Origin of the sequence: Streptomyces sp. NPDC051776 (assembly GCF_040681345.1) — a bacterium.
GTDB lineage: Bacteria > Actinomycetota > Actinomycetes > Streptomycetales > Streptomycetaceae > Streptomyces.
Genome location: NZ_JBFAYQ010000006.1, coordinates 12,807 through 26,669 on the forward strand (window position 1 = coordinate 12,807; position 13,863 = coordinate 26,669).

14 protein-coding genes are annotated in these 13,863 nt (G+C 72.5%); 2 read left to right on the forward strand and 12 right to left on the reverse strand.

Annotated elements, in window-relative coordinates; translation table 11 throughout:
• Positions 1-183: 183 nt before the first annotated feature.
• The 12 genes from lgt to hisI form a co-directional block, all read right to left on the reverse strand.
• Positions 184-1,308 (reverse strand): prolipoprotein diacylglyceryl transferase, encoded by a 1,125-nt coding sequence (gene lgt, locus AB0M26_RS07275; RefSeq protein ID WP_365255924.1) that lies wholly within the window; start codon positions 1,306-1,308, stop codon positions 184-186.
• A 247-nt stretch (positions 1,309-1,555) separates the two neighbouring features.
• Complete coding sequence (locus tag AB0M26_RS07280) at positions 1,556-2,332, reverse strand: thioredoxin domain-containing protein (protein WP_365255927.1); 777 nt, start codon at positions 2,330-2,332, stop codon at positions 1,556-1,558.
• Positions 2,333-2,520: 188 nt separating this feature from the next.
• Positions 2,521-3,336 carry a tryptophan synthase subunit alpha gene (gene trpA, locus AB0M26_RS07285; protein WP_365255930.1) on the reverse strand — a complete coding sequence of 272 codons (816 nt, stop codon included), beginning with the start codon at positions 3,334-3,336 and terminating at the stop codon, positions 2,521-2,523.
• Entirely contained in the window at positions 3,336-4,610 is a 1,275-nt protein-coding gene (gene trpB, locus AB0M26_RS07290; protein WP_365255933.1) for a tryptophan synthase subunit beta, read from the reverse strand. The genes trpA and trpB overlap by 1 nt, the downstream gene beginning before the upstream one ends.
• A gap of 388 nt (positions 4,611-4,998) precedes the next feature.
• A complete protein-coding gene (locus tag AB0M26_RS07295) occupies positions 4,999-5,262 on the reverse strand; it encodes a hypothetical protein (RefSeq protein ID WP_365255936.1) in 264 nt (87 codons plus the stop codon).
• Positions 5,153-5,962, reverse strand: coding sequence for an indole-3-glycerol phosphate synthase TrpC (trpC, locus tag AB0M26_RS07300; protein ID WP_365255939.1), 810 nt, complete (start codon positions 5,960-5,962; stop codon positions 5,153-5,155). Before trpC ends, AB0M26_RS07295 begins: the two co-directional genes overlap by 110 nt.
• A 202-nt stretch (positions 5,963-6,164) precedes the next feature.
• Complete coding sequence (locus tag AB0M26_RS07305) at positions 6,165-6,566, reverse strand: DUF2752 domain-containing protein (RefSeq protein ID WP_365256354.1); 402 nt, start codon at positions 6,564-6,566, stop codon at positions 6,165-6,167.
• Positions 6,567-6,918: 352 nt separating this feature from the next.
• A complete protein-coding gene (locus AB0M26_RS07310) occupies positions 6,919-7,143 on the reverse strand; it encodes an HGxxPAAW family protein (protein ID WP_365255942.1) in 225 nt (74 codons plus the stop codon).
• 186 nt (positions 7,144-7,329) lie between these two features.
• On the reverse strand, positions 7,330-7,971 hold the full coding sequence (locus AB0M26_RS07315; protein WP_365255945.1) for a TIGR02234 family membrane protein: 642 nt from the start codon (positions 7,969-7,971) through the stop codon (positions 7,330-7,332).
• A gap of 112 nt (positions 7,972-8,083) precedes the next feature.
• Positions 8,084-9,445, reverse strand: coding sequence for an IS30 family transposase (locus AB0M26_RS07320; protein ID WP_365256357.1), 1,362 nt, complete (start codon positions 9,443-9,445; stop codon positions 8,084-8,086).
• 529 nt (positions 9,446-9,974) lie between these two features.
• Positions 9,975-11,507, reverse strand: coding sequence for an anthranilate synthase component I (locus AB0M26_RS07325; protein WP_365255948.1), 1,533 nt, complete (start codon positions 11,505-11,507; stop codon positions 9,975-9,977).
• Between the two features lie 11 nt (positions 11,508-11,518).
• Positions 11,519-11,908 (reverse strand): phosphoribosyl-AMP cyclohydrolase, encoded by a 390-nt coding sequence (gene hisI, locus AB0M26_RS07330; RefSeq protein ID WP_365255951.1) that lies wholly within the window; start codon positions 11,906-11,908, stop codon positions 11,519-11,521.
• Positions 11,909-12,115: 207 nt separating this feature from the next.
• On the opposite strand from hisI, the gene AB0M26_RS07335 reads away from it, so the two are divergent.
• Together AB0M26_RS07335 and AB0M26_RS07340 are read left to right on the forward strand one after the other, a co-directional pair.
• Positions 12,116-12,973, forward strand: a complete 858-nt coding sequence (locus AB0M26_RS07335) for a hypothetical protein (protein ID WP_365255953.1) — start codon at positions 12,116-12,118, stop codon at positions 12,971-12,973.
• 158 nt (positions 12,974-13,131) lie between these two features.
• Complete coding sequence (locus AB0M26_RS07340) at positions 13,132-13,770, forward strand: TIGR03085 family metal-binding protein (protein WP_365255956.1); 639 nt, start codon at positions 13,132-13,134, stop codon at positions 13,768-13,770.
• The last annotated feature ends 93 nt before the right edge of the window (positions 13,771-13,863 follow it).

Consider the following 13,863-nt stretch of genomic DNA (forward strand, 5'->3'; position numbering starts at 1 on the left):
TACGAACGGCCGCCGCTCCCGCTGCGGGAGCGGCGGCCGTCGGCGCGGAGGCGTGCGTCGGCGCGGAGGCGGGGGTCGGCGCGGAGGCGGGGGTCGGCGCGGAGGCGGGGGTCGGCGCGGGGGCGTGCGTCAGCGCGGAGGCGTGCGTCAGCGCGGAGGCGGGGGTCGGCGCGGAGGCGTGCGTCAGCGCTTCTTGCCGCTGCCCGCCTCGGAGCCGGGTCCGGCTCCTTCGGCGGGGGCGGGTGCGCCGTCACCGTCCTGCTCGGTCCGCGTGGAGGCACCGGTGGTCGGGTCGGTCCCGGATTCCCCTGACGCGGCAGCCGCGTCCCCGTCTTCGCTCGGCGCGGACTCACCCGGCCCGTCGGCCGCGTCAGAGGCGGCGGCACCGCTCTCGGGAACGGACTCCGGTTCCGTCTCCGGTACGGACTCCTTCGCCTTCTCCGGTACGGACTGCTCCTTCTCCCTCTCCGCTTCCGCGCGGGCAGCCTCGGCAGCCGGTTCGACGACCGCCTCCCGTCCAGGGCGACGGTTCGCGGAAACGATCATGTAGGAGACAGCGGCCAGGAAGACGACGATCGACGTCCACACATTGAGCCGGACGCCCAGGATGTGATGCGCCTCGTCGATGCGCATGTACTCGATCCAGCCACGGCCCACGGTGTACGCGGCGACGTAGAGGGCGAAGGCCCGTCCGTGTCCCAGCTTGAAGCGACGGTCGGCCCAGATGACCAGCAGCGCCACACCGATGCACCACAGCGACTCGTACAGGAAGGTCGGGTGGTACGTCCCCGCGACCCGGCCGCTGCCCGGGTCGCCGTCGATCTTCAGCGCCCACGGCAGATCGGTGGCCCGGCCGTACAACTCCTGGTTGAACCAGTTGCCCCAGCGTCCGATCGCCTGGGCGAGGGCGATGCCCGGCGCGACGGCGTCGGCGTACGCGGGGAGCGGGATGCCCCGGCGGCGGCAGCCGATCCAGGCGCCGACCGCGCCAAGGGCGATGGCGCCCCAGATGCCGAGCCCGCCCTCCCAGATCTTGAACGCGTCGACCCAGTCGCCGTTCTTGCCGAAGTACGGCTCGTACGTGGTGATCACGTGGTACAGACGGCCACCGACGAGTCCGAAGGGCACCGCCCAGACGGCGATGTCCGCCACTGTCCCCGGCAAGCCGCCGCGGGCGACCCACCGGCGGCTGCCGAGCCAGACGGCGACGAAGACGCCGATGATGATGCAGAACGCGTAGCCGCGCAGCGGGATCGGTCCGAGGTGGATCACGCCGGTCGACGGGCTGGGAATGTATGCGAGGTCCATGGCAGAACCGAACCTACCGTGCGCCCCTGCCGCTTTCCCAGCCCGGTCGACCGCTTCGCCCCCGAGCGGCCCGGGAACGCCCGGCGGCGCTCGGGTCCGCGCCACCCGTGCAGCACGGGCACCTCGGGGACGGCCGCAGCAGCGCGCCCCCGCTCCGACGCGCGGAACGGGGGCGGCAGCGGCACGGGGCGGCAGCGGGACGAGCGCGGAAGGGAGGCACGGCCCGGCCCCTGAAGGAGGGCCGTGGTCAGGACTTCTTCCGTGCCGCGTCCTCGACCATCTTCGTCAGCTTCTCCGGCGTCAGCGGGTTCTTCTGGTTGCTGTAGACGTTCTTGCCGTTGAGGAGGACCGTCGGGGTCCCCTGGTGGCCGGAGTTGGTGAACTCGCTGTTGGACTTCTCCACCCAGCTGTCGTGGCTGCCGTCGTTCACGCACTTCTTGAACGCCGGCGTGGCCAGGCCCTTCACCTGCCCGGCCAGGTGGATCAGATGGGCCTTGTCCGCGAAGGCGTCCTCCTCCTCCGGCGGCTGATTGCGGTAGAGGACGTCGTGGTACGCCTGGAACTTCCCGGCGTCCTGCGCGCACGCCGCGGCGTTGGCAGCGGTGTGGGAGCCGGTGCCGCCCATGTTGCCGTCGATGATCGTGGCCAAGTGGTAGTCAGTGCGCAGGAGGCCGCGGTTCTGCAGGCTGTGGATGGTGTCGCGGAAGCCGTTCTCGAACTGACCGCACGCCGGGCAGCGGAAGTCCTCGTAAACGGTGAGGGACGAGGGTGCCGTGGACCGCCCGACCGGGATCGCGAGGTTGTTCTCGCCGTTGGCACCCGTCGGCGCGACCACGGGTCCGTCCTCGTCGTCACCCACCTGGGACACCGCGAAGCCCACGCCCGCGGCGATCCCGAGGACGACGACGCCGACCACGCCGACGAAAAGCGTCCGCCTTCGCTTGTCCCGGACCCTGTCCCGCTCGCGCTCCATCTGCAGCCGCTCACGCGCGCTGCGCTTACCGTCACGGTTCTTCTCGCTCACGTCCGATGAAACGAATCGGGGAGGCACGAGCGTGCCTCCCCGGTCCAGATCCACCCTTACGAGCTACGTCGGCCGGTGACGGCGACGCGGCCGCCGGCCGGTTACGGCGGCCCGGTCACCGGCCCGGACGCGGGCCGGGCCGGCACCGGACCGTACGCCGTCCGCCAGAGGCGTGGCGCGGGTCCTGCTCAGGCGCGCCGCCGTACGCCGATGGCCAGTTCACCCGCCAGCTCCCGAACCCCGGCCAGCCCCGACTCGATGTCCGGGGCGTCCAGCAACCGCTTGACGAAGGCCGAGCCGACGATCACCCCGTCCGCGAAGCCGGCCACCTCGGCCGCCTGTTCACCGCCTGAGACACCCAGCCCGACGCAGACCGGCAGGTCGGTCGTCGCACGCGTGCGCCGCACTAGGTCCTGGGCCTGCTCGCCCACAGACTCGCGCGTTCCGGTCACGCCCATGAGGGAGGCCGCGTACACGAAGCCCGTACCGGCCGCCGTGATCCTGGCCAGTCGCTCGTCCCTGCTGCTGGGCGCCACGACGAAGACGGTCGCCAGGCCGTGCTGCTCGGCGGCCTTCCTCCACGCCTCCGACTCCTCCACCGGCAGGTCGGGGAGGATGCAGCCCGCTCCCCCGGCCCCGGCCAGTTCGGCCGCGAAGCGCTCCACGCCGTACCGGTCGACGGGGTTCCAGTACGTCATGCACAGCACCGGCGCACCCGTCGCGGCGTGCGCCTCACGGACCGTACGGATCACGTCGGCGATACGGACGCCACCGCGCAGGGCGATGTCGTCGGCGGTCTGGATCACCGGACCGTCGAGGACCGGGTCGCTGTGCGGCAGCCCGACCTCCACGATGTCGCAGCCGCCCTCCAGCATCGCGGTGACGGCGCGAACGCCGTCGTCGATCGAGGGGAAGCCGGCCGGGAGGTACCCGACCAGTGCGGCGCGGTTCTCGTCCTCGGCCTTGGCCAGCACCGACCCCAGCAGGTCCAGGTTCCCCGCCATCAGTTGGCTCCCTCGGTCTCGTCGGCCGCGTCCGCCTCGACGGCGTCCGTCGGCTCGTACAGCCCGAAGTAGCGGGCAGCGGTGTCCATGTCCTTGTCGCCACGGCCGGAGAGGTTCACCAGAACCAGGCCGTTCTCGCCCAGCTCGCGGCCGAGGTCGAGCGCCCCGGCGAGCGCGTGGGCGCTCTCGATAGCCGGGATGATGCCCTCGGTCCGCGACAGCAGCCGAAGCGCCTGCATCGCCTGGTCGTCGGTGACCGGGTGGTACTCGCCGCGTCCCGAATCCTTGAGGTACGCGTGCTCCGGCCCGATGCCCGGGTAGTCCAGACCGGCGGAGATCGAGTACGGCTCGGTGATCTGGCCCTCGTCGTCCTGGAGTACGTAACTCCGCGAGCCGTGCAGGATGCCGGGGTCGCCTACGCTCAGGGTCGCGGCGTGCTCGCCGGACTCCACGCCGTGGCCCGCGGCCTCCAGGCCGACCAGGCGCACGCCCTCGTCCTGAATGAACGCATGGAACAGCCCGATCGCATTGGACCCGCCGCCCACGCAGGCTGCGACGGCGTCCGGCAGCCGGCCCGTACGTTCCAGGATCTGGCGGCGCGCCTCGACGCCGATGACCCGGTGGAAGTCCCGGACCATGGCGGGGAAGGGGTGCGGTCCGGCGACCGTGCCGAAGAGGTAGTGGGTCCGGTCGACGTTGGCGACCCAGTCGCGGAACGCCTCGTTGATCGCGTCCTTCAGCGTCCGGCTGCCGGACTTCACGGCCACGACCTCGGCGCCGAGCATCCGCATGCGCGCGACGTTCAGGGCCTGGCGCTCGGTGTCGATCTCCCCCATGTAGATCACGCATTCGAGCCCGAAGAGGGCGCAGGCGGTGGCGGTGGCGACGCCGTGCTGGCCCGCGCCGGTCTCGGCGATGACGCGGGTCTTGCCCATGCGCTTGGTCAGCAGGGCTTGGCCCAGCACGTTGTTGATCTTGTGGGAGCCGGTGTGGTTGAGGTCCTCCCGCTTGAGGAAGATCCGCGCGCCGCCGGCGTGGCGGGCGAAGCGGGGCACCTCGGTGAGCGGGCTCGGACGGCCGGTGTAGTCGACCAGCAGCTCGTCGAGCTCGGCGGCGAAGGCCGGGTCGGCCTTGGCCTTCTCGTACTCGGCCGCGACCTCGTCGACCGCGGCGACGAGTGCCTCGGGGATGAACTTTCCGCCGAAGGCACCGAAGTAGCCCTGGGGGCTGGGGATCCGACCCTCCGGGTCGGGGACAAAGAAGTCAGAGGACATCCGACGTACTCCTCGGAAGGGGCTTCCGCCCCGAAGTCTCGATCGTTGAACACGTTAGCGCTCGCCGAGTAGGCGCTTGCCGCTCCGGCGGGGGGCGTACGGGGTCGGCCGCGGTGGGGGCCCGGTCGTCCGCGGCGCGCCGGGGCACCCCCTCCCCCAGCTATCGCTGGGGGACTCCCACGGGCAGCGAATCCGCGGGCGGTCGTCCGGCTGCCCGCAGGTGAATCGCCGCCGTGCGGGGGCACCCCGCCGCACCCCCTCCTCACCGTGTGCCCGGCTCAGCGGCACACCGACGTGATGACAGGGCCCGGCACCGAAGGAAGGGGTGCGCAGGCGTAGCGGCTCTCTACGGTGCGGACAGCTGGGGCGCCGCGGCTCGGCCGAAGGCTCAAGCAGCCTGGCGCCATCGCATCCCGTTGACCTGCCCGGGCTCACAGCCGATCACATAGCGCACCCGGCGTCCCCGGACGCGCCGCGCGGGCGCGCGGCAGCCGCGCGGCCTGCAGCCGCGAGCGAGCCGTGCGTAGGCGTGCATCCCGGCCTCAGCCCCGTCCGTGCCGCAGAGCGGGGTGGGCGCCGGCGGCCACGAGGTCGGCGACGGCCGCCTTGGGGTCCCGGCCGGTGACCAGGGATTCGCCGACGAGCACGGCATCCGCGCCCTCGTTGGCGTACGCGATGAGGTCATGCGGCCCGCGGACGCCCGACTCGGCGACCTTCACGATGTGGTCGGGGATCTCCGGCGCAATGCGCTCGAACGTCCCGCGGTCCACCTCGAGGGTCTTGAGATTACGCGCGTTGACGCCGATGATCCGGGCCCCGGCGTCCACCGCCCGCTCGATCTCCTCCTCGTCGTGCACCTCGACGAGGGGGGTGAGCCCGATCGACTCGGCCCGCTCGATCAGGGACACCAGCGCCTCCTGGTCGAGGGCGGCGACGATCAGCAGGGCGAGGTCGGCGCCGTACGCGCGGGCCTCCCAGAGCTGGTACGAGGTGACGATGAAGTCCTTGCGGAGCAGCGGGATGCCGACCTTGGCCCGTACGGCCTCCAGGTCGGCGAGGGAGCCCCCGAAGCGGCGCTGCTCCGTGAGCACGCTGATGACGGCCGCACCGCCCGCCTCGTAGTCGGAGGCGAGCCCGGCGGGATCGGCAATCGCGGCGAGGGCGCCCTTGGACGGGCTGGAGCGCTTGACCTCGCAGATGACGTTGACGCTGTCGCCGCGCAGTGCGGCCACGCCGTCCTTGGCCTGGGGAGCCTTCGCGGCCCGCTCCTTGAGCTCGTCGAGGCCGACACGCGCCTGCCGCTCGGCGAGGTCGGCGCGGACTCCGTCGATGATCTCGTCGAGCACACTCACGCGAGCGGCCCCCTTCCGGGACGGGTGCGGGTACGGAGCGAATGGTCGGCGCCGCCGGGGCGCCACCCCGGCCGGCGATGCGCGGGGCACTGCGATGGTATCCGGCCGGGCGCGGAGGTCCCGCATCCGGTCGCCCGCGGTCCCACAACCTGGACGTATCGGGGAGTTCGCGGGGTCTGCCGGGCTGCCGCGACGGCGGAGATCATGGCACGAGCCCGGTCCCGAGGGGCGAATTCCGGACAACGGTGAAGAGCACCACGACGGCCACCAGGGGCCACCCCTGGGAAGCGCGTACGCGGAACCCCACGGGGCGCCCCCGCAACGCCCGCAGGAGCCATACGGTCCAGAGCGCGGCGAAGGCGGCGTACGCGGTGACGGCCAGGGCGTTGGCGCCGAGTGCGGCGGCCAGGTCGCCGTGCGCGACGGCGTGCGCGCTGCGCAGGCCACCGCAGCCGGGGCAGTAGAGGCCGGTGAGGTGGAGCAGCGGGCAGACGGGGTAGTGACCCGGCTCGCCCGGGTCCACGGCACCGACATAGCCGAAGGCGCCGAGAACGGCGGCCATGGTGCCGAGCGGCGCGGCCACGGCTGCGGCCCTGCGTGCCACAGGGGCGCCGGGGCGGGACGCGGTGGGCCCGGCGTCCGCTGCGAACCACGCGGGGCGCGCGGACTGCCCGGGGCGCGCGGACTGCCCGGGGCGTGCGGACTGCGCGGCTCGTACCTGCTGCGCGGCTCGTACCTGCTGCGCGGCCTCCGTGATCTGCGCGGTCCGCATCTGCCCGGTCCGCGCAGTCTCGGCCTGCGCCGGCCGGGACGACGCCCGTACGGTGTGCCGGGATTGCACCGTTTCGTCGGTCACACCATCGAGTCTCCCCGCAGACGCACAGCGGCGCAGCTCCGGTCCTCCTACAGGCCGGTCAAGCCGGACGAGGAGGAGCCGCGCCATGCGTGCGGGCGCCTCAGCTCTGGGCGGTGGCTTCGGAGTGGGCGGGCTTCTCCTGGCCCATGCCCGCGGCGCGCATCGCCAGGCCCACGACACCGCCGAGCGCGACGACGACGAGCCCGGCGACGAAGCCGACGGGCTCGGCGGCCACTGTGAAGGCACCGGCGATCAGGAAGCCGATGAAGGCGATGGTGACACCGGTCCAGGCCGCCGGGGTGTGTCCGTGGCTGCTGCCCGCCATGAGTACTCCTCGTTGCTGTGTCGCGCGCCCGGATCCCGGCGCGTTGAAGGCTCAGCGGTCATTGTCCCCGACGCGTGGGGCTGCCGGTGATCGGGGTGCTCCGCGGACGCGCCCGGGCGCCGCGGGCGGGGACCCAACGGGCGGGACCCGGGGCGCGGGTCCGGGCGCGGAACCTCGCGGGTGGTCCTACCTGGTGTCGTCCTCGCCGGTGGGGTCCTCGCCCCGGTCGAGGGCCTTCCACATCTCCTCGGGCCGGTCCGGGTCCGGAGCGCGGCGCGTTCGGCTGGGTACCGGACGGCCTCCGCGCTCGTAACGCCCCGACATGGCGGGCCAGTGGCGTCCGTAGCGGAGGGCGAGGAGCCCCGCGAGGAGCAGCAGCACGCCTCCCGCGGCGGAGACCCAGGGCCAGGCGGTGTGCGTGACGTGCTCGACGCCGGCGCCGGTCAGTCCCGTGGCCTTGGCGGCCTCGGCCTCGAGCGCGCCGGAGTCGGAACCGCCGAGAACGGAGGTCAGCACCGCGGCAGCGCCGCTCAGCGCGAGCAGGGCGGCGACCAGGGCACGGCCGCTCCTCCGCACCGCGAAGACCGCGACGAGCGCGGCGAGTCCGACGACGGCGAGCGCGGCGGGGAGGCCGGTCACGTCCTGGCCCTTCGCGGCCAGCGGCTGGGCGCCCTGCGCCGCGGGCGAGAAGCCCTCGCTCCAGGTCTGGCCGCCGGCGAGCAGCGCGAGCGCGGCGCCGAGCGCGCCGAAGAGCAGGGCAATGGCGAGGCTCCGCCGTGATGACTGCGGCGGGGCCTGGGGTGTACGGGGATGAGGTACGGCACTCACCCCACCACTATGGCGCCCCGGACGTACCGGTCTTCAAGGGGGGCACCCACTCGCCGTCGAGGAAACGCGGCGCGCGGGCGGCCTCGACCCATCCCTGGCGCACAGGGCGGGTTCAACCAGTCGTTGCAACACCGGGCTGTTGCAGCGAGCGTAGCTGCTCTTCGAAGACCTCGGCCGGCGTGCGCCAACCGAGGACCTTGCGGGGCCGGTTGTTGATCGCCATGGCGACGGCTTCGAGGTCCGCGGACGACCAACGGGAGAGATCAGTGCCCTTCGGGAAGTACTGACGCAGCAGCCCATTCGTGTTCTCGTTTGTCGGACGTTGCCAGGGCGAGTGCGGATCGGCGAAGAACACCTTCGTCCCAGTATCGAGAGCGAACTGGGCGTGACCGGAGAGTTCCTTCCCGCGGTCCCAGGTGAGGGTCTTGCGTAGCTGCTCGGGCAGCTGCGTCATCGACGTGGTGAGCGCCGCGTTCATCGCGATCGCGCCGTAGCCCCCGAGCGAGGGACCGTTCTTCACGGGCGGACTCTCGCCCCAGCCCTCGAGCCGAGGCAGGTGCACCAGGAGCGTGGAGCGGCTACTTCGCTCGACAAGCGTACCGATCGCGGAGCGGCCCGTCCCGATGATCAAATCGCCTTCCCAGTGTCCGGGGACCGCACGGTCCCCGGCCTCGGCGGGGCGTTCGCTGAGGATGACGTCCGCGGTGACATGCCCCTGCGGCTTATTCTGCGACCGGGCACGGGGAACCCGCAGGGCCCGGCCGGTCCGCAGACACATGACCAGTTCCCGCTTGAGCGCGCCACGGCCCTCGATGAACAGCGCCTGGTAGATCGCTTCGTGGCTGATGCGCATGGACTCATCATCGGGGAAGTCGACAGGGAGCCGGTGTGAGATCTGCTCCGGGCTCCATGCCGTCGCCCAACGCCTGTCCTGCCGATGCGGCTTGTTCAGCCCCTTCCACCCAGGCGTCCTGGGCCCGGTGACGATCATGCCGTCGGGGCGACGGACGCTGCCGGCGAGTCGCTCCTGCACGTACTCACGCAACCTGTCGTCGCCTGCGAGCTTCGCGGTCTTCGGGCGCTTCGCAGCCTGCTGCGCTTTCCACTGCGCCACCAGAGCCCGGTAGACCGGTTTGCCGCCCCGGGTCGCCGCGTTGCGGCGCAGCTCGCGTGAGATCGTGCCCGCGTCGCGGCCGATCCTGCGAGCGATCTCCCGCACGCCGAACTCCTGGGCGCGCAGCAGCGCGATCTCCTCACGCTCAGCGAACGACAGATATCGGCCGGTGGGCTCATCCAGACTGATCGGCGGCATCCCGCCAGCGTGACGGAACCACCGGGTTCCGACCGGCCATGAAACGCCAACAGCCAGCGCGGCCTCCGCCGTCGTCACTCCCGACGCGATCCGCCGCCAGAAGTGGCGCTGCACTGCACGAGACGGCTCCGGCCGACCCGGTGAACGCATCGGCGGACGCATCGCCCGATCCGCCGCCCACTGCCGTCGCGCACCCGCAGGCACCCCCGGCACCTTCTGCTTCTGGGCCCGTCCCATCGCACACCTCCGTGATCAAGGTGTTGCGACCACCACTTGAATCCGCCCAGGGAGCCCAGGTCACAGTGGTGCGTCGTGTCGTGGTGAGTCATGACGACGGGGACGCCACCTACGGCGACGATGCCCCCTCGGGGTTACTGCCGGGGCCACGCCCGCACACGCAGGGGCCCTTCCCACGACCGTGGATGCGCATGGCTCCCCCCTGAGTGCCGCTTAGTGCCCCTGAGTGCCGCACGGTCGCCGCGTGGTCGTCACTCGCCCGCGGACCGCCGTGCACCATGTGCCGTTCCTGCGGGGAGGACGGGCCCGGTGCACGGTGTGCAGCCCCAAACCGGCCGCCAACGGCCGCACTTCCGCGGTCCCTTGGCCCCCGTCGAGGGCCGGGCCACCGCTCGTGGGCCGGGGCCACGTGCCCGGAGCCCGGCCCTGCGACCGTATCCCCGCGCCGACCCGCCTACGGTGCGGTCAGCCCACTCGCCATCGCCACTGCGCGCAGCACCGCTGAGGCCTTGTTGCGGCACTCCGTGTCCTCGGCCACCGGATCGGAGTCGGCGACCACGCCCGCGCCAGCCTGCACATAGGCCGTGCCGCCGCGCAGCAGGGCCGTACGGATGGCGATCGCGGTGTCGGAGTCCCCGGCGAAGTCGAGATAGCCGACGCAACCGCCGTACAGTCCGCGGCGGGTGGGCTCCAGCTCCTCGATGATCTGCATCGCGCGGGGCTTGGGCGCGCCGGAGAGCGTACCGGCCGGGAAGCAGGCGGCGAGGACGTCGAAGGCCGTACGCCCCGGGCCGAGGCGGCCGGTGACGGTCGAGACGATGTGCATGACGTGGCTGTAGCGCTCGATCGACATGAAGTCCACGACCTCGACACTGCCCGGATCGCAGACCCGGCCCAGGTCGTTCCGCCCGAGGTCGACCAGCATCAGGTGCTCCGCCCGCTCCTTGGGGTCGGCGAGCAGTTCCTCGGCGAGGGCCGCGTCCTCCTGCGGTGTTGCGCCGCGCGGGCGGGTCCCCGCGATGGGGTGCACCATCGCCCGCCCGTCCTCGACCTTCACCAGGGCCTCGGGGCTGGAGCCGACGACGTCGAAGCCGTCCTCGCCGTCCACGGCGGGGAAGCGGAAGAGGTACATGTACGGGCTCGGATTGGTGGCCCGCAACACGCGGTAGACGTCCAACGCCGAGGCGGGGCACGGGGTCTGGAACCGCTGCGACGGTACTACCTGGAACGCCTCCCCCGCGCGGATCCGCTCCTTGATGTCGTCGACCGCCTCCTGATAGGCGGTGCCTCCCCACCGTGCCGTGAACTCGGGCACCTGCGAGGCGGGCAGGACGGCGGCGCTCGCCGGGACCGGACGGGACAGATCGGCGGCCATGGCGTCGAGGCGGGCGACCGCGTCCGCGTACGCCTCGTCGATGCCGGTGTCGAGGTCGTTGTGGTTGATCGCGTTGGCGATCAACAGGACCGTACCGTCCCAGTGGTCGAGGACGGCGAGGTCCGAGGTGAGCAGCATGGTCAGCTCGGGCAGGCGCAGATCGTCCTCGGTGCTGTCGCCGATCCGCTCCAGGCGCCGCACGATGTCGTAGCCGAGGTAGCCGACCATCCCGCCGGTGAAGGGCGGCAGATGCTGCTGGGCGGCCAGGTCGCGCGGGGTGTGCAGGGTCTCGACGGTGGCGCGCAACGCGGCCAGGGGATCACCGGCGACGGGTACACCGACGGGCGGGGTGCCGAGCCAATGGGCCTGACCCCCGCGGACGGTGAGGGTGGCGGCGCTGCGGACACCGACGAAGGAGTAGCGGGACCAGGAGCGGCCGTTCTCCGCGGACTCCAGCAGAAAGGTGCCAGGCCGTTCGGCGGCGAGTTTGCGGTAGAGGCCCACCGGAGTGTCACCGTCCGCGAGCAGCCTGCGGCTGACGGGGATGACGCGGCGGTCCGCCGCCAGCTTGCGGAAGGTCTCGAGGTCCATCGTGGCAGCACCCGTGGTCATGGGGCGGGATCCTAGTCCGCCCGCGGATCCTGTGCGGAAGTGTCCAGGGGGAGTTCACCTGCGTCGAAACAGGTGCGGTCGCCGGTGTGGCAGGCGGCGCCGACCTGGTCGACCTTGACCAGAACCGTATCCGCGTCACAGTCCAGAGCCACGGACTTCACGTACTGGACGTGGCCCGAGGTGTCGCCCTTCACCCAGTACTCCTGGCGGCTGCGGCTCCAGTAGGTGCAGCGGCCGGTCGTCAGGGTGCGGTGGAGCGCCTCGTCGTCCATCCAGCCGAGCATGAGCACCTCGCCCGTGTCGTACTGCTGGGCGATGGCCGGAAGGAGCCCATCCGCGCTCCGCTTCAGGCGGGCGGCGATGGCGGGGGCGAGACCGGAGGGGCGCGGGGTGCTGGACATGGACTCCATTGTGCCGCGTGGGCGGGGCGGCGCCGACTGACTGCCACGGCGCCGGGCACGGGCCGGGCCGCATTGTCGCCGGTCCACGAGGCGGGCGGCCGGTGCCGTGGTCCGTCTGCTGGGCGCGGGGACCGGGTCCGGCTCCCGACTCGCCTTGCGGCGTGGACAGATGGGCTGATTGTCAGTGCGATAGGGCATGCTTCCCGCATGACTCTCCCGCCCCCTCCGCACGAGCCCACGCCGCCCTCCGCTGGGGGTGGCTTCGGCCCTCCGCAGGGATTCGGTCCCGCCGACGGCCGGGGACAGGCGCCCGGTCACGGCCCCGGAGCCGGCTACGGGCAGCCGCCGGTCGGCTACGGGCCGCCGCAGGGCATGGGCCCGGGCGGTTTCGGCGCGTACCCGCCGCCCCCGCCACCCTCGGGCGGCGGCCCGAGCGGCCCCAAGGTCGCCGCGATCTTCATCGGGGGCGTGCTGGTGGCCGGTCTCGCCGTGGGGGGTTTCCTTTTCCTGGCGGGCTCGGACGACAGCGGTGCCGCGGCCGACGCCAAGCCGCGCGCCTCGTCCGGAGAGCGGTCCGGGGAGCGGTCCGGGGAGCGGTCCGGGGAGCGGTCCGGTGACGGCCCGGCGGACGACGGCCTCACGACGCCCTCGCCGTCCGCCGACGACAGCTCCGGCGGGGCGTCGTCCTCGCCCGGCGACTTGGTGCCGTTCGTCGCTCTGGGGCCCGGCAAATGCTTCGACCATCCGGCGCTGGACGGCTCGGTCAGCCGCATCGAGACCCGCTCGTGCGGTGGCCCCCACGACGGCGAGGTGATCGCCAACAGGTCGCTGAGCGGGTCGTACTCCTCCGAGACCCAGCTCCAGGACAAGGCGCTCGCCCTGTGCGAGACCGCGGTCGCCGACCGGATGAAGTCCATCCCCGAGGACGGCCGCCAGTACTTCAACTACGCGCTCTACCCCTCCCTGGACACGTACAGGCTCCGCAAGGAGAAGCGGATCTCCTGCGCGATGACGCTCAGCGACGACACCGGCGGCAAGAAGCTGACCGCGCCACTGCCCGGCTGATCTTCTGCCGGGACGCCCGGTCCAGCACCGACGTACCGGGCATTGCGCACCCGGCGACACACCTCCCGGTGCACGTGCCGGGACGCCACCGGACACCGCCGGGACACCGCCGGGGCGGCGTCCTGGCCGGGCGACCGGCCCGGTCGTACGCTGGCCGTATGTCGACCCATGCGAAGCGTGAACGCCTTCTTCTCGCCGATTTGTTGGAGGCCGCCGGACCCGGGGCACCAACGCTGTGCCAGGACTGGACCACCCGCGATCTGGCCGCGCACGTGGCCATGCGGGAGCGCCGGGCCGACGCGGCCGCGGGCATCGTGTTCAAGCCACTGGCCCCGCGGATGGAGCGGGTGCTGGCGGAGTTCGCCGCGAAGCCGTACGAGGAGCTGATCCGGCTCATCCGTACCGGCCCGCCACGGTCCTCCCCGTTCGCGCTGAAGCAGATCGACGAGGCCGCGAACACCGTGGAGTTCTTCGTGCACGCCGAGGACGTACGGCGCGCCCAGCCCGACTGGACGCCGCGCGAGCTCGACCCGGTTTTCGCCGAGGTCCTTTGGACGCGCCTGGAGCGCGGGGCACGGCTGCTGGGGCGCAAGTCCTCGGTGGGACTGGTGGTACGCCGTCCCGACGGTCGTACGGCGGTGGCACGTCGCGGCACGCCCGTGGTCACGGTCACGGGCGAGCCGGGCGAGTTGACGCTGTTCCTCTTCGGCCGTCAGCGCGTGGCGCGAGTTGAGACGGAGGGCGACAAGGAGGCGGTTGCCCGGGCGCAGGACGCGCCGCTCGGCCTGTCCATGTAGCCGGATGGGGTGCCGGGGGGAACGGGGTGTCCGTTCCCCCCGTTCCCCCCGGCCCCCCGCAAACCTACGGGCGGCCGTCAGCCGCACTCGTGG

Bases quoted from the DNA above. Each gene is read 5' to 3' on its own strand.
- AB0M26_RS07320 (WP_365256357.1), bottom strand. From the start codon at position 9,445: ATGCGTCCGCCGATGCGTTCACCGGGTCGGCCGGAGCCGTCTCGTGCA.
- trpB (WP_365255933.1), bottom strand. From the start codon at position 4,610: ATGTCCTCTGACTTCTTTGTCCCCGACCCGGAGGGTCGGATCCCCAGC.
- AB0M26_RS07340 (WP_365255956.1), top strand. From the start codon at position 13,132: ATGTCGACCCATGCGAAGCGTGAACGCCTTCTTCTCGCCGATTTGTTG.
- AB0M26_RS07295 (WP_365255936.1), bottom strand. From the start codon at position 5,262: ATGCCGTGCTCGTCGGCGAATCCCTGGTCACCGGCCGGGACCCCAAGG.
- AB0M26_RS07325 (WP_365255948.1), bottom strand. From the start codon at position 11,507: ATGACCACGGGTGCTGCCACGATGGACCTCGAGACCTTCCGCAAGCTG.
- AB0M26_RS07310 (WP_365255942.1), bottom strand. From the start codon at position 7,143: ATGGCGGGCAGCAGCCACGGACACACCCCGGCGGCCTGGACCGGTGTC.
- AB0M26_RS07335 (WP_365255953.1), top strand. From the start codon at position 12,116: ATGACTCTCCCGCCCCCTCCGCACGAGCCCACGCCGCCCTCCGCTGGG.
- trpA (WP_365255930.1), bottom strand. From the start codon at position 3,336: ATGGCGGGGAACCTGGACCTGCTGGGGTCGGTGCTGGCCAAGGCCGAG.
- lgt (WP_365255924.1), bottom strand. From the start codon at position 1,308: ATGGACCTCGCATACATTCCCAGCCCGTCGACCGGCGTGATCCACCTC.
- hisI (WP_365255951.1), bottom strand. From the start codon at position 11,908: ATGTCCAGCACCCCGCGCCCCTCCGGTCTCGCCCCCGCCATCGCCGCC.